We start from the raw sequence: 18787 nt of genomic DNA, 5'->3' as shown, positions 1-18787 counted from the left end.
TACTCATTTGAAAAGAGATCTAAAACCACTTTCAGGCAGTGGTTTTAGATCTTCTTATATGAACTATTTATTTGATTTTCCGTTTGGGTATACCATCACTTTTAATGAGCCACTCTTGTTCGTTCTCGCTCTTTCCATAGCCTCTTGCGCCTCTTCTAAATCGTATGAATCAGTGAACATGGTATTTAAGTCCGCAGTAGTAGATGATAACATTTCAATGCCCATAGGATAAGTATTAGCATATCTAAAAATGCCAACAACATTAATTTCATGATTAGCAATAAACGGTATGTTTAATTCGATATTTTCTTGTTGAGGTAACCCAACAATAGCTAAAGTACCGCCATTATTTAATGCTGCTAATGCGTTTTGTAACGCTGTAGGGTTACCGGCAGTTTCAAAGGCATAATCTACACCTTTGTTATTTGTTATTTCATTGATACGCGTAGCTACGTCCTCTTGTTTAATGTTTATAGCGTGTGTTGCACCAAGTGCTAGTGCTTCTTCTAATCTTATTTGTTCAAGGTCTGACACTATAATTTTTGTAGCACCAAACGCTTTAGCCGCTACAACAGCCATTAAACCTACTGGGCCCATACCCATAATTACTACTGTGGAACCTGGTTGAACATTTGCTCGTTTACATGCTTGAACTCCAACTGAAAATGGTTCATTTAATGTAGCTTCTTCAAAAGATAACTCATCCGGGATATGGAATAAGAAACCTTCGGGATGACTAATATATTGACTAAATGCCCCATCAATCGGTGGTGTAGCTAAAAATTCAACATCAGGGCATAAATTATATTTACCAGATTTGCAATACTCACATTCTCCACATGGTACACCCGGTTCAATAGCCACTCTATCTCCTTGCTTAAAATGTGTAACTTCAGATCCGACATCTGCGACTACACCAGCACATTCATGCCCTAAAATCAAAGGTTTTTCGACTACAAACTCGCCAACTCTACCGTGTTCATAATAGTGAACATCTGACCCACAAACACCTACTGCCATTACTTTCACTAAAACATCCGTTGGACCTATTTTAGGTACTTCAACTTCTTTAAGCTCCATATCAAAAGGTTTATTTAATATTGAAATATTCATCGTTTCTGGAATGTTATTATTCATTTCAAATTCCTCCTAAAGTTAATTAATATTTAATAAGTTTTGTGTTATTTCTTTTGTTTGCTTATATATCTTTCTATAAATTTCAAAATATTGATTATATAATTTATGATTATCTAAATTAGGCTTATAAGACGTTCCTATTTCTATAAATGTGTCAGTACAGTCTTCCATAGATTCAAACCATCCTAAACCGTAAGCCGCTAGCATAGCTGCTCCCATGCTTGGTCCTTCTTCGTATTTTAATGCAGTAACTTTAGCGTTAAAAATGTCAGCTTGCATTTGTAACCAGAAGCTATTTTTTGCGCCTCCACCTATTGAAATAATCTCATCAATCTGTCTACCACGTGCTCTCATATATACTATAGATTCATATAATGAATAAGTAATGCCTTCAATAGTGGCACGCGAAAAATCTTCCTCACTCGTGTTACTATTTATTCCAATAAAACTCCCTCTAATATATGCATCTCCGTGTGGCGTGCGCTCTCCTTGTAAATAGGGCGCAAACAATAAGCCATTTGCTCCAATGGCTGATTTAGTCGCTAAATTCAAAATTTCATCAAAAGACTTTTGCTTAAAAAATGTCTCTTTCAACCAATTCAAACTGTGTCCTGCACTTAAAGTAACGCCCATTGCATAAGACATGTTGGGCATAGCATGTTTAAAAAAATGAATATTATAGCCATAATCATCTTCATTACTCTGAGTACATGATAAAATCACCCCCGAAGTACCAATGCTGCACAACGTTTGCCCCTCATCGATCACGCCTGAGCCCAGTGCACCACACGCATTATCTGCGCCACCAGCAAAAACTGCAATATCTCCTGTTAAATTTAACTCTTTTTTTATATCTTCAGTAATATGTCCGACATAACTATGAGATTGTACAAGCGGTGGGTAAATGTCACCAAGCCCCAACTGATTACCAACTGCTCTATCCCAATCATTTGTATTCGGGTTAAGTAAAAGCGTACCTGCTGCATCACTATATTCCATAGATATATTTCCAGTTAATTTATAACGCACATAATCTTTAGGTAACAGAAATACCTTTAATTGTCGCCAATGCTTTGGTTCATTCTGTTTTAGCCATAAAAGCTTAGGCAACGTAAACCCTTCAAGTATTGGGTTTTTTAATAATGTGTTTCCAAACTTACTTTTTATTTCCTCACACTGTTTAGATGTTCGAGTGTCGTTCCATAAAATTGCATTTCTAATAGGCTGATAAGCATGATCTAAAGGAACTAAACTGTGCATTTGACCAGAAAATGAAAGACCACTAATTTGCTTATCATTCATTGTTTCTCGGTTAATTAAAATTTTAATGCCTTCTTTAACTGCAATCACCCAGTCTTCAGGGTCTTGTTCATTATAACCAGGGTAAGGCTGTATCAACGTTAAAGGAACGCTTGATTGATCAATGATATGCCCTTGCTTATTTGCAGCAATAATTTTTACTGAACTTGTACCTAAATCGATACCAAGCACAACATTTTCCATTTATATCTTACCTTTCTAATAGTTTTGAGTTTGGGTATTTAATGGCGTTATTTTACTATCATCAATGCCCGGTTGATGAACTTTGATATAATAAGTGATACCTGCGCCGACGAAATAACAAATTGCAAAGGCCCAGACTACGCCTACTTCATTGAATATCGGTAAAATAATAGTTGCAATTAAAGGTGCGATAAAATTACTTAATCCTGCAGCAAGATTATGTGAAGAAAGTGTAGCACCGATATGATTAGGTTCTAATGCAGTAAAAATAGCAAAAATTGGTACAAACGCTGACTGAGTAATACCAAATAAAACAGCACATAAAATTGCGATAGCAAATACATCGCCGCTGAGTATTGGTAAATAATAGAATAATAAGGTCGTTATTCCACAACCGATACAACCAAATATCATAACTTGGCGTTTCCATCCAATTTTATCAGCAATAACACCCCAAATGACATCACCTACAATACATGTGACATGCATCGTTCCCCATGTCCATAACCATTGTTGCATTGAAAAGCCTATAGTATCCGTAAATAACACAGGGAATATAATAACTAAACCAAATAAAGATAATTGATTTATAATTCTCACTATAAATACTTTAATAATATCTGGGTTTTTATATACGATACCTATATCTTTTAGAACTTTTGAATATCTTTGTTTTACCGATAACATTATATTTGGTTTCACATCATGTTTACCAACAACTATAAACGCTATTAAACCACCGACAAAAATCCATATTAATGACATCCATAATGTTCCATTAAATCCCATAAAAGGAATTGTAAAGCTAGGTAAGTAGGTACCAATAACACCCATGCCTACTGAAAACATTGCCCAAAACCATCCAATAGCTGTCGCTAATCTAGCTTTATCAGTGATATAAGTTACCCACACTAAAAATCCGTATAAGAATAATGGATAGCCTAATCCTCTAATACCATATAAAACAATCATCATTGGCAGACTTTCCATTCCTAACCCAAACACTAAAAACAACACATGAAATATTAACCATATTATAGTGCCTAAAGCCATGATTTTTTTCGGTCCATAAACGTCAGATAAAACAGCGGCAAGCCATGATCCAACAACAACCATCACACCATAAACAGTAAATACTAAAGATGCTTGGCCACCTGAAAAACCTATATCAACAATATTCTTTGATAAAAAAGCTTGTTCAATACCGTCTCCTGTCATAAAAATAAATATAGCAATAAGTGCTATAAAAATAATTCTTGGAATACCCATCCATGTTTTCATACTATTTTTAGAAATCGTATCGTTATTCAAACTAATTCCCCCTTTATTTTAATAAGACTTATAAATCAGCTTAAACGTTTAAGTTTTGGCTATGAAACAAACGGGATGGAAAACAAAAACTTGATTTCTTAAGCCCGTATTTATAATAATGCGTGTTATTTCTGAATAACTAAGTAAGTATCACTTATAAGGTTCAGTCGCCAACTACAGGTAATAATATTGCAAGTATCTTCTTTTTAGTCAAAATGATTTATCTGAAACAAAAGAACAAGATTCGCGAATTAATAATTTTGTAGACAGTTCAACTGAAGCAACCGCTTTACCTTGAATAAGATTATGAATCATTTCCCCAGCGACACGCCCTATTTCTTTTGTTGGTTGTGAAATTACAGATAGTTTCGGCGTGTAAATTTCATTCCAATAACTATCATCAAAGCCAACAATGATAATATCTTCGGTTATTTTCTTTCCGCTTTCTTTTATAGCTTGTAAAGCACCCAACAACAATAAATGGTTCGTTGCTACTATAGCTCGAACGCCCTGATAAATCAGCGCTCTTGTTGCGTGGTAACCACTATCAATTTGCGCATCTGTACCTAATTGTTGATTACTATAATAAATAAGTTGTTGATCTATTGTAATGTTATTTTTAGCTAAAGCTAGTTCATACCCTCTTTTTCTTTCTGACGTTGTGCTAATATCGGGATTAGCTAGTAGCAAACCTATATTTTCAGACGTGCTATCAACTATCCTTTGTGTTGCATTAAAAGCTGCTTTTTCATTATCAACACTTATAGATGGTAATGCTTCTCCATATATTTTCCTATCTATAGTCAAGATAGGGGTTTGATGCCACTCTTTTTTTAGATTCAATCGAGATTTCACAGGAACTAAAATAATAGCGCTTACATTTTGACCTATAAAAGTTTCAATTAATGCTTGTTGTTTGAGTTCATTTTCTTCTGATGAAACGACAGCTACATGTAAATGATGTTTTTGACATTCGTTGTTTAATTCTGTCAGGATTTCTGTAAAAAAAGGATTTTGATCAGGTACAATAAAAACAATCAGGTTAGATTGGCCCGTTTTTAAACTTCTTGCAAAATGGTTGGGTTCATAATTTAACTTTTCAATCGCGTCTAGCACTTTTTGTTTTGTCTTTATACCTAGTTCGGTACTTTTGTTATTTAATACATTTGAAACTGTTGCAATAGATACGTCAGCAACTTTTGCTACATCATGTAGCGTAGGTTTATTGTTTGCCATGACACTCACCTTAAACGTATAAGTAATAATTTGACTTATTTATGTCAACACGATTTATTGTAAATACTTATGTTAATTTTTGCAAGCGTTATCATAAAACTTTTTAATTTCATCTTAATTTTTATTAGTTTGTGACCAATTAACACTATTTTTAATTCATCAGGTCTTTTTATTAATCAAAATTAACTTTTTTCATTTTTTGTAAATTCTTAAAGTACGAATTATTAATTCAAACTATCACTATAATAATCTTCCCTTTTGACTCAACTATTTTTTCAGTGTCAATTGTACAATAACGTTAATAATTTAATGTGAGTCTCACATAATAAAGTAAAGGTGATATTTTTGATTAGTTCTCTGTCTATTAGGAATCATTATACAACTGAATTAGAGCGATGTATAAATGAGATTATTATTTTAATTCCTATAAATAAAGTATGCAAAATAAATTTAAATGGGACCGTAATAACTATAAATAACGGATGTATTATTAACAATGCAGACTTATATCAATACATTGATGTTGAAAATCTTGTAGAACTCAAAATTCCATTACCTTTATTTGTAGAAAAAGACAAAACCATTGCTAACGCATTTTTTGACTTTAAACAAATTAAATATGCAGAGCAATTTAGAAATTTAGTATTGCAAAAATTACATGATAATATTCAAGATAAAGCTGTTATGAATATTTATATATCAAATATTATTGATTTTTTACTAAAAGAAGCAAGAGTTAATTTAAAACATCCATATTTGCCATACTTATATACAAAACACCCTTTAGTTCAACGCTTAACCCAATATGTACATAAACATATTGATGCGTCTTTATCTACAAAACAAGTTTCCAATGTTTTTTATATTTCACAGTCCTACATCTCCATATTATTTTCTAAAATATTAAATATGAATTTTAAGCAATATACAAGTTCACTTAAGATTGCATTATCATTACATGATTTACTAAAAGAAGAACAAAGCATTTACGATGTTGCAATGAAATATAGTTTTACAAATGTTAGTACATATTCTAAAAATTTTAAAACTTATGTCAATGTACCACCTAAACACTATATTTACCAGTTTAGAAAGAATCGTTTTAACGAACCTTATCAAGTTTCATTAAAAACGCCGAATTTATCTCAAACTATTACTGAATTACATCATCTTTCCCATCAACAATATATCTCATCTAACCGTATTATTTTAGATAAACTTAAATACAATGAAAAATTTAATATGATGCACACTTTTATAAAAATTGAAGATTGGCATATGCTGCTATCTTTCAATCAGTACGATCTCCAATATAAGATTAAAGCACTGATTCCAAATCCAAATTTAATAATTATTCATACTGGTTTCGATCATTTAAACAAACTAGAGTATCAAAAAGTATTTAATGTCCTAAAACGGTTAACTAATCAAGGTTATGATATAACATTGAAAGTTGATAATTCATCATTATCTCAGACTATTGATTATCAAATCATTAAAATACTGGATTCATTATCAACTGTTAATGATAGCCTCTCACACGTCAGTTTGCTCTTTGTCACTAATCAACATACACTATTACAAACTCAAAGCTTGATTCAAAAATTTAAGCACCAATTTCCGAGCATCGAGTGTGGCGTAAATATTGATCGTTTAATTGAAAATGGAGGCATTTTATCCAAACTTTCGCAACGCATGAGCGCCCTAAAAGCAGATTTTTATTTCATCGATATGGATTGGTTAACATTAGGTAACATCATTTCAACAAAATGGATTAATTCAAAAAATGATTTTGATATACATCAAGTAGTCACATTGTTTTTAAGACGCATACATCCCACGTTGGCTAATAAAATTATATTAGGTTGTATAACTCATAAAACACTAAAGCATTATTATAATAACATGTCACCATCATCACATATTCTATTACTCCATTCTTTAATTGAATTTCAATCTTCCATCAAAGGCTTTGCTTTTCCATATTTTTCTGAAGATGATGATCAATTTATGTTTGTTAATCGTACTCATAGTACTATGCCGCTTGTACACATTTTAAGTCTGTTGAAACCATTTTTAAATCTGAATATAGTCAAATTTAAAAATGGCATTATAGGTAAATCAAAATATCATACGCATGTATTGTTATATAATCAACTTTTTTCTTCTACAGAAAAATCCTATTTAGTAGCAAATATTATGCATAACTTTATCAGTGACTTTCCTGTTTATACGCGTATTCTCAACCAAAACCATGGTATCATTTCTCATTTAATACCAAATAATCTTGATTTAAGTTATATTGACCCAAAAATACTAGAACAAATTAACAAATCAAATCATCCACTTTCTAAACTAAGCATGCATTGTCATCATGATCCGTTAACTATCAGAATGAATACATCAGAAATCCAATACATTATGTTCCCAAACGTTTAATCATACAAAATAGACAATAAAAAAACGAGATAGAAATCAAATAAAAAGTTATGATTTCTATCTCGCTTATATAACAACCACAAGCGTATGTTTTTAAACTTATTCAAAATGTTTATATTATATTAAAAAATGTTTGTAATTTCTCTATAGTATCGTTATTAATTTCATATTGTGCTTTAACTTTTCCATCTTCTAAATGTAAAATTTCATCTGTGCAAGACAGTAACATTTCGTAGTCGTGTGTGATAACTAACACTGTGTGCCCTTCATATGCCAGACGATTGATAATTTTACTCATCTCTCTCATATGGTGGCCGTCTAACCCACTTGAAGGTTCGTCGAAAACTAATATTTCTCGTTTAGTTTCAACTGCACTAGCTATTGCTAAGCGTTGTTTTTCTCCACCTGATAATGATAACGGATGTCTTTGTAAATGTTCCGAGATACTATAATTTCTAAGGCATCGTCTAATCATCTCATCATCTAATGTTGAGTTACTTAACTTCAACTCTTCTTCTACACTTTCAGCAAATAATTGATTGTTAACATCTTGAAATACCATATATACATTTGACAGTCTATGACGCGGTTTTAACGTTACTTGATTGTAATCCACTGTGCCTTTAAATTTTTTCTCAACCCCAGTTAAACCACGTGCTAATGTTGATTTTCCTGACCCGTTTCGACCAATAATTGTTGTTACCTTGCCTTTACTAATATGAACATCATCTATATTTAACGCTAACGGCTGATTTCTTTTATATTTAAAATAAAAACGATGTAAATTCAAATATCCATTTCTACTATTGAGGCTAGATTTTGCCTTTAATTGACGCAAATGAATCATTCGTAAACCTAAATTGGTTAACTGTACATGTGATAAACGATTAAATTGCTGATTATTATATATTTTCTTTATTGATCCATACGACATAACAATAAAGCGATCTACAATTTCAGTTAAATAATGTAAACGGTGCTCTGCAATTACAATGGTTTTCCCCTCAGATTTCCAAATTTTAAGCATTTGTTTTAACTTTAAAATTGTATTAAAATCCAGGTTTGAAGATGGTTCATCTAAGATAATCAGTTTGTGTCCATATACTTGAATCGCACTACAAGCAAGCAATTGTTTTTCTCCACCTGACAAATTAAATATATCTCTGTTTAAAAGATGTTCTAAATTAAATTGCTTTACGCTTTGATTAATACGTTGTTTAATTTCATTAGCTGGGGTGCCATAATTCTCCAGTTCAAATGCTAACTCACTCGTTGTATTCAAACAAAAAAATTGAGATCTTGGGTTTTGAAAAACAGAACCGCTTTGTTGCGTTAATCCATATACATCTTGAAGTTGTATATCCTTATCATTCATTAAAATTTGGCCGTCAATTTCTCCATTATAAAAATGAGGTATAATACCATTAAGCATCCTTGTTACAGTCGTCTTTCCACACCCTGAAGCGCCAGTTAAACAAATAACCTCTCCATCATCTATAGTAAGGTTAATATCGTTCAAAATATTTTGTTCGTTTGCTTCGTATCTAAAAGATACATCTTTAAATTGGATCATATTCTACCCTCACACTACATAATAAAAGGTACAAAGTAACAGTGTTATCATCAAAAACAACCAATCTAACCAGCGTATGTTAAGTGAAATAATGGATGTACGCTGATGTGTTAAATTTAAGCCTCGTGTTATTGAAGCAATCGTTAATTCATTACCAATTTTCACGACACTGTTTAACAATGGAACCACGCGGTATTCAACGTATTGAATAGGTTTTATAAAAGCAAATTTCAATGATATGCCTCTCATTTTCATAGCGTCTTTGATGGAAATTGACTCCTCTTTGATTGTTGGTAAAAATCTAAACAAGACTGCAATGGGTATAGTCACCTTTCTAGATAATTTTAACCATTCCAAGCCTACTATTAAGACTTCAATTTGTGTAGTTTTAAAAATATAATATCCCATTGCTAAAGACGGTAAAAACCGTGTAACAATACCCGAAGGTACAAAAATTAATAAAGTTGCAACTTGATTGTGATCAATAATTACAAAAGCCTCTCCATACCAAGCTAAGATGGTTAAACACAAGATAATTAACCCTACTGTATATTGTTTTATACATATTAGTAGTAATGGTGGTATGAACATTAATAGTAATCTTATATAAACTTCGATACCTGTTACTCCACCTGTTAAGGCAACAAGAGAAATCATCAGTATGAGGCCAATTTTAATTCTAGGATCTAAGTTAAATAAATGGTCTTGTCGGATTATGTGATTATACATATTAAATCATACCTGTACGTTTGAAATGTTTTTTTAAAATCATTTTTGAGATATAAGCTCCAATCACTGCACCGATAACCGTGGTAATAATAATAACGGGTATCATTTCAACTGAAAACAAACCAGCAACAGTCGTCTCATATTCAACACCATATTTTTCTTGAATAAAAGATAAATATGAAGTTCTCATAAAGTAAAATGGTATAAAAGTACCAATTGGCCAAAATGAAAAGATAATATAGCCTAAACAATTTTGTTTCCAATTCTTATAATGTCCCCAAGCCATTATGCCATCTGAAATCAGTATAACGGGGACACTAAACACTAAAGCTATCCAAGGATGGCCCATAATAGCTAATATCAAACTAACTATAATACCACATATAGATAATGCACCAAACTTTTGAACTTTTGAAATAAGCAACATGATAGGTATACCACCTACTAAACCAACCATTGCAGGAAGCAACAACATGAAGATGGGTATAATGCCTAATATGCCTGGAGGTGCTATAAAAATGAAATATATTGCCGTAAAGAGTCCAATATTTATTAAATCCTTAACTTCTAACTTACTATTTTCCATCAGAAACTCCCTCTTTACATCATTCACTAAATATTATTAATACGCGTAAACGTAACTAATTTGCTAAACTATTACACATTAAAGATACTATAATTGAAAATAATTATCAATTACAGTGAACTAATCTCTTACCTAAATGCTATTTATATAAAAAGAGATTAGGTTAAAAAGTTACGTGAGCCATGGCTTATGCATAAGTGTCACTAACTTAATAAATTAAATTGAGACTTAGAGCTTTAAAAGTATAATACAAGCTTACTTTTATTCAGACATCTATCTCTAATTTCAAAAATAATCATGATTTCGTTTTTGTATCGTAAACGAATCATGCTCTTTATTATTATAAACGAAAAATCCCTTAAAAACTAACTATCCATTTCAGTTTACAAAAGTCATCCTAGCGCTTAATTTTGCATTAAATAAAATAACTACAAACGTAAATTGAACACACTTTCTATTATCACAAATCTAATCCCCAAAGATTATATGTGTTATATTACATATTTTTAGCGTTATTCAACTTTAAATTTTCAGAATATATTTACAATTCGGAATTTTCTTAGTATATTCATACGTATCAGCATTCTATCGTTATTAGAAAATACAATGAAAGCAAACGTATAAAAAATGCTTAACAACACAAATTCACTTTATAAAAAGGGACTACAAGTGAATTCTTTTATTTAAGTTTTTACAACTTTTAAATCAGATGATATGCAACAAAACGTGGGAGGATTTGAATTATGGAAAAAATGAAAAAATCAGAGCAATTAATCAATCAGGATAGTCAATATTTTGCAAAACCAGGACGCATAAAATATTATCCACTAGCTATTTCTCATGGGTATGGTGCCACATTAGTAGATGTTGATGGGAATACATATATCGACTTACTTGCTAGTGCTAGTTCACAAAATGTCGGTCATGCACCTAAACAAGTAACAGAAGCGATCAAATCACAAGTAGATAAATTCATTCACTACACACCTGCTTATATGTATCATGAGCCTCTAGTAAAAATTTCAAAAAAACTTTGTGAAATTGCTCCAGGAAATTATGAAAAGCGCGTACTTTTTGGACTTTCTGGTTCAGATGCAAACGATGGTATCGTAAAACTTTCTCGCGCCTATACAGGCAGACCTTATATCATCAGTTTTGTTAATGCTTATCACGGCTCTACTTATGGTTCATTATCCATGTCTGCTATCAGTCTTAATATGAGAAAAAAATACGGTCCGATGTTACCTGGATTTTATCATATTCCTTTTCCGGATAAATACAGAGGTATGTTTGGTAGCCCAAATGTAAATACTGTGGAAGAATACTTAGCCCCCCTTAAAGAAATGTTTGAAAAATATGTACCTGCTGAAGAAGTCGCATGTATTGTTATTGAAACGATTCAAGGGGATGGTGGATTATTAGAACCAGTTGAAGGCTATTTTGAAGCATTACAAGATTTATGTAAGTCTCACGGTATTTTATTGGCTGTTGATGATATCCAACAAGGTTTAGGACGCACTGGAAAATGGAGTTCGGTGACGCATTATAATATCGAGCCCGATTTAATTACTTTTGGTAAATCTTTAGCCGGCGGATTACCGATGTCAGCCATTGTCGGTCGCGCCGAAATAATGGATACATTAGATGCCCCTGCGCATTTATTTACTACTGGTGCAAACCCAGTAAGTTGTGAAGCTGCTTTAGCCACAATTAGTATGATTGAAGATGAAAATCTGCTGCAAGGCAGTACTGATAAAGGCGCCTATGTACGTCAGCGTATGGATCAATGGAAAGAACGATTTGAATCTGTTGGGGATGTTAGAGGTAAAGGATTATCTATTGGTATAGATATTGTTTCTGATAAAAAAAATAAAACGCGTGATGGTGAAGCTGCACTGAAAATTTGTAACCGTTGTTTCGATAATGGTGTTGTTATTATTGCAGTAGCTGAAAATGTACTCCGTTTCCAGCCACCCTTAGTCATAACTTATGAGGAACTAGATACAGCGTTAAATATTTTAGAATCTGCCATTGAAGACTTAGAATCTGGAAAATTAAATGATTACGACATTGCTGGTCAAGGTTGGTAATAAATGGGAGGGACAACTATGCAACAACAAATCAAAATCACAAATATCATTAAACTTAGCGGTGCTTATATCGCTTACTTAATTGGTTCTGGTTTTGCTACTGGACAAGAAGTCATGCAATTTTTTGCATCTTTTGGTGTATACGGTATATTGGGTGCTTTAGTGAGTGCAGTACTATTTTGCTTACTTGGTTCAACATTAATGATGAAGGGTTACGACCTTCAATTAAAGCAACCAGGTCGAATATTTAAGTATTATTGCGGTAACATTGTAGGAACAATTATTGAATATTTTACAATTGTTTTCATTTTTAGCATTGTAGTTATTATGATTGCTGGCACAGGCGCCGTTGTAGCAGAACAATTTCATTTACCAAATTTAGTTGGCGTCTTAGGTATGGGTGTGGTAGCAATGCTTACAGTAATTTTAGGGTTGAATAAATTAGTTGATATTATTGGTACTGTTGGCCCAATTATTGTCATTTTAACAATAGGTATTTGTTTAATTGTCTTCTCCTCAAATATCGGTAATCTATCTAATATGCTCTATTTACCTGAAAGCGCAAAAAGCTTACAACCAACCAATCATTGGTGGCAATCTGGCGGACTCTTTTTCTGTTATAACATTTTAGCTGGAAGTATTTTCTTCTCACAACTTGGCCAACAATCAAATAGTAAAAAGGAAGCTGGCGTTACAGGTATTATTGGTGGGGCGGTATTAATGTTAACGGTCATTGTGATGATTATCGCGCTACTCGTACACTCAAATCATGTATTTGATTTAGAAGTACCAGTACTTTATCTAGGTAATACCATTGCACCGTTTATCGCGCTATTGTTTTCAGTATGTATTTTATTAGGTATTTATTCTACAACTGCACCTATGTATTGGTTAGTAAAAAATGAATTTATGAAATTAGTTCCTTCAAAATTAGGTGTACTTGTCACAGTTGTACTAGGCATTATATTTATTATTTGTGGTACGTTACCTTTTGGAGAACTCGTTTCAATTATTTACCCATTCGTTGGATACGTGGGCGCCATCGTTGTAGTTATCATCTTTGTCCGTACACTATATAACTATTTTACTCAAAAACAAAAAGCATAATTAACAAATGACACGCAGTCGTTTTATTCAAACATAAAAAAGATGACGTTCTAATCACTCAAAAGAACGTCATCTTTTTATATTTTAATATCTATTGCCTAAAGCAATATTATCTATTCCCGACGTCATGACCGATTTCTACTGTTTTATCATTTTTATTATAAACTGCAGCTTGGACGCTACCAAAGTTAGGGTCATTACGTTTTTCTTCAGTTTCAAAACCTAAACTATTAAATATATCTATGTCTTGTTTACTTGTTGCGTTTTCATAAAATACCTTGCCATTATCGTTGTAAAAACGTGGTTTATCAATCGATTCTTGTAATGTTCCGTCACCACGTAAATAGTCGATAATCACTTCGTTTAATGTAGTAGGTATTTTGTTTCCTCCAGGTGTGCCAATGCCCATGTAATAATCCGGTCCAACTATAATGCTAGGTGAAGTAAATGACCGTGGTTGCTTATGCTTCTCACCATAATTTGGACTTGCAGGATCAGAAGAGAAGTTACCTAATGAATCATTCATATAAAACCCTTCTTTCATATAGTCACCTGAACCAAAGAAACTCGCTAATGTATTGGTAGTACTTGCTATTTCTCCGTTTTTATCAACTACTACAAAATGCGTTGTACTTGTATTATCAACATTATTTGTATTGAAATCACTACTAACATTGATTTTGTTTAATTTATCTAAAATATAACCTTGAGAAAGATATTCATCATAGTCTTCATCTTGACCGTTGACAATATCTCTATTTCCATACATTAAATTTCTAGATTTTAAAATACCAGTAATATAATCTAACCGGTCATTTGATGCTGTTTGGCTATTTGTTGCTTCATCAATTTTTAACCCTTGTAACATCAGTGTACCTCCTAAAGGATTGGATGCAGCATAAACCGTATTATTTAAATATTGTGTACTAACTGGTTCTTTTTTCTCTGTTTTATAACTTTGAAAATCTTTTTCTGTTAATTTATTATCCATTTGTTTAGAGACGCTTTTTCCTACTTTATCATAGAAATAATCTGGCCCGTTATCTCTAATACCTTTTAAGGTTTTCGCTAAAGCTGGTTGCTTGATAACATCACCTTCTCTTTTGGTTTGTGCGCCATCAAAGAAAGGTGAATCTCTATCCACATCTGAGCCATATAACTTCAAACTTCTTTCGAGTTCTGAATCTACTTCAAATCCTTCTTCAGCTAAAGGGATAACATAATTCATCACTTTCTTTTTGTCCATCTTTCCCGCTTCATTATGCGCATCATCAATACCTCGAACGAAACCTGGCACGCCAACTTGGTCCTTTTGTTTATAATTAAACGAAGAGATGTCCTTGTATTGCCACTGTTTCGGTGCTACATTTTCTTGACCATCATAAGCTAACATTGCACCTCCGCCACCAAGCCCTGAAGAGTGTGGTTCCGTAATAGCTAAAGCATAAGAAACACCCATAGAGGCATCCACTGCGTTGCCTCCATCTTTCAATATTTTTTCTCCCACACGTTTAGCAATCGGATTATTTGAAGCAACACCGTAATTTTTATCTGATGCATCATGTTGATGATCAGCGATTTTATTCTCATATAAATCATCTTTATTATAATTATCTTTTTTCGTGACTAAAAAAAACATAAAAGAAATGATAATAGTAAGGAGTAGTATTACGATGAGCGTTTTTTTATTATAAATACTCATAGTTATGCTCCTTTAGATAAATACTGATGATGCGAAGTTTTAAGTTCATTTTGTTCATAGTGATCTAAACCTTCGTTTGCTCTCGCGAATACAATTAATATTGTGATAATAAGAATGACTGTAATTATTGTAAGACTTACCCAATGATCTTTAATGTTCATATACATAACCTCCATTCTCTTTTTTCAGTTCGACGTTTTCACCTTTGATGTTATTTAATAATTTGGTTTCTTCTATCTTGTTCGGTGTAGCTTTCGTTAGCTTACCGCCTACTGATTTGATAGGCGTTACCATAAATTTTGAATGCTCACCATTCCAATTTTGCTGAACAGCTAAACCTTGTTTATTTTTTGATAAGAAATCTTCTGAAGTTACATTTCCTAAACTATAAAAAATATTTGTGTCTTTATAATTTTCAATTTCTTGAACTACGGTATTATGACCAATAATAGTATCTGCACCCGCGTCTGCTAAAGAATGTGCATATTGTTTTTGTCTTGTCGTAACAGACCTTTCATCTGTCATGCCCCAATCTACATTAACAACCACGTAATCATTGTTTTCTTTTAATTTTTTTATTATCGGTATATAGATATTGGGTTCTAAACTGATGGATGTAGTATTTTTTAACGGATCTGCGTAGTCAGATTCAATATCTGTAAAAGATACATTAGCAATTTTCTTGCCTTTTATTGTTTGTTGTACCGTTTTACTATTAATTGGATTTGAGCCATTTCCAGTTAAAAAATTATAACCATTTTGTGCTTCAACAGCTCTACTAAAATCTCTAGCAGTAATATTATCAGTAACTTGATTAATAATATTTAAACTTTTTATATTTAATCCTTTTAAAAACATTACATTTTCTAAATTTTTATGAATGTTGGTTTTTCTATCATCTGAAAAATCCGATAACTTCAAACTGGCTGTTGAATAATCACTTCCATGTAAAAGGTCTTTAATAGAACTAAAAGTATCATTTAAATCATTTTTTCTTATATGTTTATTTAATTCCGCGTTACCTAAATATGTCAGTTTGATTTCTTCTCCATTTTTTTCCATAGCTTTAACAGGTTCAAAATCTTGATTTTTTAAAACAAATCCTAATAAAACAAGTGCAACAAGCAATATTAAGCCGGTATATATGGAATTTCTTTTTTTATGGCGTTTTGTCCATTTCAATACACGCTCATTTATAGAAAATCGTTTGGATTGCTTCATATCTCTGCTCCTTACTAATTAATAAAGCTATAAAAGAATAAGATAACGTACGTAATACATGTTAGTAACATACATGTGGATAGGGTAATAACGACGCCTTGCTTTTGTATTGTGTTCGCAATAATACCAGGAATCACAACACCAATACCGGACATTTCAACCATTTCAAACGGTGTTATTGGATAAATTAAATCAAATACAAATTTTAATACCATGCCTGTTAATATCATAGCAGCGAATTTTCTACGTCCATATAATATAACGAAGCGACTTATACCATGATTAACAATGAAGTATGTAATACAGCTAATGATTAAGACTGATAGTAGCATAATGGGTTGATCAAAAATGAGTGCTAGATACCCTGGAACGACTAAACCAGCAGGACTAATACCAAATTTTTCGGCAAAGATAAGACTAAGAACAATGCCTACAAATAATGAAAAATATAACTCTGAACCTATCATATTAATTTATCCCTTCTATATATTGCGCTATTTGTTTACCTGGTCCGTGAATATTACCTACACAAAATATCAATGCGTTTTTAGATTCTGTGTAAAGCGCATGTTCAACTTCTTTTATACTTTTGCCTTCAAAATTTAAATATTTTTTGTCAGGCAAATCATGCATCACTTCAGTGACCATTTGTGTGCTCTTTCCAGTACAAATTAATGTATCGAACGGTACATCTTTTACAAAGTCTTCAGCAAATTGTCGTGTTCGATCTACTCTGTCAGCACGACAATTTAAGACAATCACAATTTTTTGGTACGGGTAATTGTAAGATTCTACCTTATTTAAAATTGCTTTAGTAGACTGTGGTTCATTGGCTGCAAAAGCATTGACGTATACGTTTGTAGTTTCATTTGCATTAAAGTATTTTACTTCAACCGCGCCAACATCTGGCGGAGCGTTAAGCATACCTCTTAGCGCCGTATCACGATCAATACCTAAGGCTTCTGCCACACCCATTGCAATAGCCACATTATCTGGAAAGACAATGTACTCAAATTTTCTCAGATAGGATTCTGGTACTTCATCCTTATCAACAACGATTAACTTTGTCTTACGTCTTTTGGCAACTTTTGCAAAAAAGGGGGTGTAGTCATCTTTCATAACTATCAAATGCCCTTTATAAGGGATCGTAGCGGTAAATGCTTGAGCAACTTCATCTAATGTTGGTCCAAGCACATCCATATGATCTTCCATAACATTTACAATGACGCCAATATTAGCCTTCACCAAATCTTTTTGAAATATAATTTGATAATCAGGGTTGACAGCCATACATTCATTTACTAATGCATTCGCATTTTGTTTCACAACTTTTCTTACGATATCTCGTTGCTCACCAATATTTGCTCCTTGAGGTTTCCTGTATACAGGATATTCTCTAGGCGTAAACCAGTACATCATACGCGCGTCTGTACCAGTTGTTTTACCAATCACACGGTACTTATCTTCCCGTAAAATACTGTAAATCAAGCGGGTGATTGTTGATTTACCTCTGATGCCATTAATATTGATACGTATAGGAATCTTTGCTAATCTGTCAGAATGTCTTCGTTTTTCAACGATGCCTAACCAAAGAATGACGCCTACACAAATTATGATTAGTAGCAAACTTTGTCCCTCTTTTCCTGCTCATATTTTCAGTCGTGTACTAAAGTCATCAAGCTATTTGAAAACTTTAATTAAAAGAAATGGTTCAATGTGTTATAACCTTTCAATAATGACATAATATCATCTAGTTATTGATCTCATATTAAGTCTATAAAATATCTGTTAATTAAATGTAAAATTATATTTAATCTCCCAATAAACTCTTTTATAAAATTATATTTAATATAACAACAGTTCCTTTTATAACATTGATTTAATATAAAGTCTATAAGATATCTATAGATTAAATATGAAACACTATCTACATTTTATAAAAAGTTATATTTAATGCAATAACAATTCCTTTTATAACAATGATTGCACACTTTCATTAAAAAATAAATTTGAATGAAAAATTTTATAAAAATTTTTAACAACAAGTATTCACTCTTAAAAGAAATAAATACAATATTTACTTGAAATTTACATAGTATTAAAATTCAAATGTTATCTTGAAGTTGAAAGTAATCATAGGTTGTTTAGGAGGA

At 32.1% G+C, this 18787-nt stretch carries 15 protein-coding genes; 3 read left to right on the top strand and 12 right to left on the bottom strand.

Features of this window, described 5'->3' with window-relative positions:
• Positions 1 to 63: 63 nt before the first annotated feature.
• The 4 genes from BJG89_RS02600 to BJG89_RS02585 form a co-directional block, all read right to left on the bottom strand.
• Positions 64 to 1137, bottom strand: coding sequence for an NAD(P)-dependent alcohol dehydrogenase (locus BJG89_RS02600; protein ID WP_096808409.1), 1074 nt, complete (start codon positions 1135 to 1137; stop codon positions 64 to 66).
• 18 nt (positions 1138 to 1155) lie between these two features.
• On the bottom strand, positions 1156 to 2640 hold the full coding sequence (gene xylB, locus BJG89_RS02595) for a xylulokinase (RefSeq protein WP_096808408.1): 1485 nt from the start codon (positions 2638 to 2640) through the stop codon (positions 1156 to 1158).
• Positions 2641 to 2655: 15 nt separating this feature from the next.
• Positions 2656 to 3951: an MFS transporter gene (locus tag BJG89_RS02590; protein WP_232514211.1), complete on the bottom strand. Its 1296-nt coding sequence runs from the start codon at positions 3949 to 3951 to the stop codon at positions 2656 to 2658.
• Positions 3952 to 4161: 210 nt separating this feature from the next.
• A complete protein-coding gene (locus tag BJG89_RS02585) occupies positions 4162 to 5187 on the bottom strand; it encodes a LacI family DNA-binding transcriptional regulator (RefSeq protein ID WP_096808407.1) in 1026 nt (341 codons plus the stop codon).
• A gap of 345 nt (positions 5188 to 5532) precedes the next feature.
• Between BJG89_RS02585 and BJG89_RS02580 the strand changes: the two genes are divergently transcribed.
• Positions 5533 to 7626, top strand: a complete 2094-nt coding sequence (locus tag BJG89_RS02580; protein WP_096808406.1) for a helix-turn-helix domain-containing protein — start codon at positions 5533 to 5535, stop codon at positions 7624 to 7626.
• 112 nt (positions 7627 to 7738) lie between these two features.
• On the opposite strand, the gene BJG89_RS02575 is transcribed toward BJG89_RS02580, so the two are convergent.
• From BJG89_RS02575 to BJG89_RS02565, 3 genes are read right to left on the bottom strand one after another with little or no spacing between them, the layout of a single operon-like run.
• Positions 7739 to 9199, bottom strand: a complete 1461-nt coding sequence (locus tag BJG89_RS02575) for an ABC transporter ATP-binding protein (RefSeq protein ID WP_096808405.1) — start codon at positions 9197 to 9199, stop codon at positions 7739 to 7741.
• A gap of 9 nt (positions 9200 to 9208) precedes the next feature.
• Entirely contained in the window at positions 9209 to 9928 is a 720-nt protein-coding gene (locus BJG89_RS02570) for an energy-coupling factor transporter transmembrane component T (RefSeq protein ID WP_096808404.1), read from the bottom strand.
• A gap of 1 nt (position 9929) precedes the next feature.
• Positions 9930 to 10514, bottom strand: coding sequence for an MptD family putative ECF transporter S component (locus BJG89_RS02565; protein ID WP_096808403.1), 585 nt, complete (start codon positions 10512 to 10514; stop codon positions 9930 to 9932).
• 752 nt (positions 10515 to 11266) lie between these two features.
• Here BJG89_RS02565 and BJG89_RS02560 point away from each other — a divergent pair.
• Both BJG89_RS02560 and BJG89_RS02555 read left to right on the top strand, forming a co-directional pair.
• Positions 11267 to 12604 (top strand): aspartate aminotransferase family protein, encoded by a 1338-nt coding sequence (locus tag BJG89_RS02560; protein WP_096811193.1) that lies wholly within the window; start codon positions 11267 to 11269, stop codon positions 12602 to 12604.
• 18 nt (positions 12605 to 12622) lie between these two features.
• Complete coding sequence (locus BJG89_RS02555) at positions 12623 to 13711, top strand: YkvI family membrane protein (RefSeq protein ID WP_096808402.1); 1089 nt, start codon at positions 12623 to 12625, stop codon at positions 13709 to 13711.
• Positions 13712 to 13820: 109 nt separating this feature from the next.
• Here BJG89_RS02555 and BJG89_RS02550 read toward each other — a convergent pair whose 3' ends face one another.
• From BJG89_RS02550 to pgsB, 5 genes are read right to left on the bottom strand one after another with little or no spacing between them, the layout of a single operon-like run.
• Complete coding sequence (locus tag BJG89_RS02550; RefSeq protein ID WP_096808401.1) at positions 13821 to 15413, bottom strand: gamma-glutamyltransferase; 1593 nt, start codon at positions 15411 to 15413, stop codon at positions 13821 to 13823.
• Between the two features lie 2 nt (positions 15414 to 15415).
• Positions 15416 to 15574, bottom strand: coding sequence for a hypothetical protein (locus BJG89_RS14545; RefSeq protein ID WP_096808400.1), 159 nt, complete (start codon positions 15572 to 15574; stop codon positions 15416 to 15418).
• Positions 15564 to 16634 carry a CapA family protein gene (locus tag BJG89_RS02540; RefSeq protein ID WP_096808399.1) on the bottom strand — a complete coding sequence of 357 codons (1071 nt, stop codon included), beginning with the start codon at positions 16632 to 16634 and terminating at the stop codon, positions 15564 to 15566. Before BJG89_RS02540 ends, BJG89_RS14545 begins: the two co-directional genes overlap by 11 nt.
• Positions 16635 to 16648: 14 nt before the next feature.
• A complete protein-coding gene (gene pgsC, locus BJG89_RS02535) occupies positions 16649 to 17101 on the bottom strand; it encodes a poly-gamma-glutamate biosynthesis protein PgsC (RefSeq protein ID WP_096808398.1) in 453 nt (150 codons plus the stop codon).
• 1 nt (position 17102) lies between these two features.
• A complete protein-coding gene (gene pgsB / locus BJG89_RS02530) occupies positions 17103 to 18260 on the bottom strand; it encodes a poly-gamma-glutamate synthase PgsB (protein WP_096808397.1) in 1158 nt (385 codons plus the stop codon).
• Positions 18261 to 18787 lie beyond the last annotated feature (527 nt).

It is taken from the genome of Staphylococcus nepalensis, assembly GCF_002442935.1.
Taxonomy (GTDB): Bacteria; Bacillota; Bacilli; order Staphylococcales; family Staphylococcaceae; genus Staphylococcus; species Staphylococcus nepalensis.
Note: the sequence above shows the minus strand (reverse complement) of the source record. Positions and strands in the feature narration are given on the sequence as shown.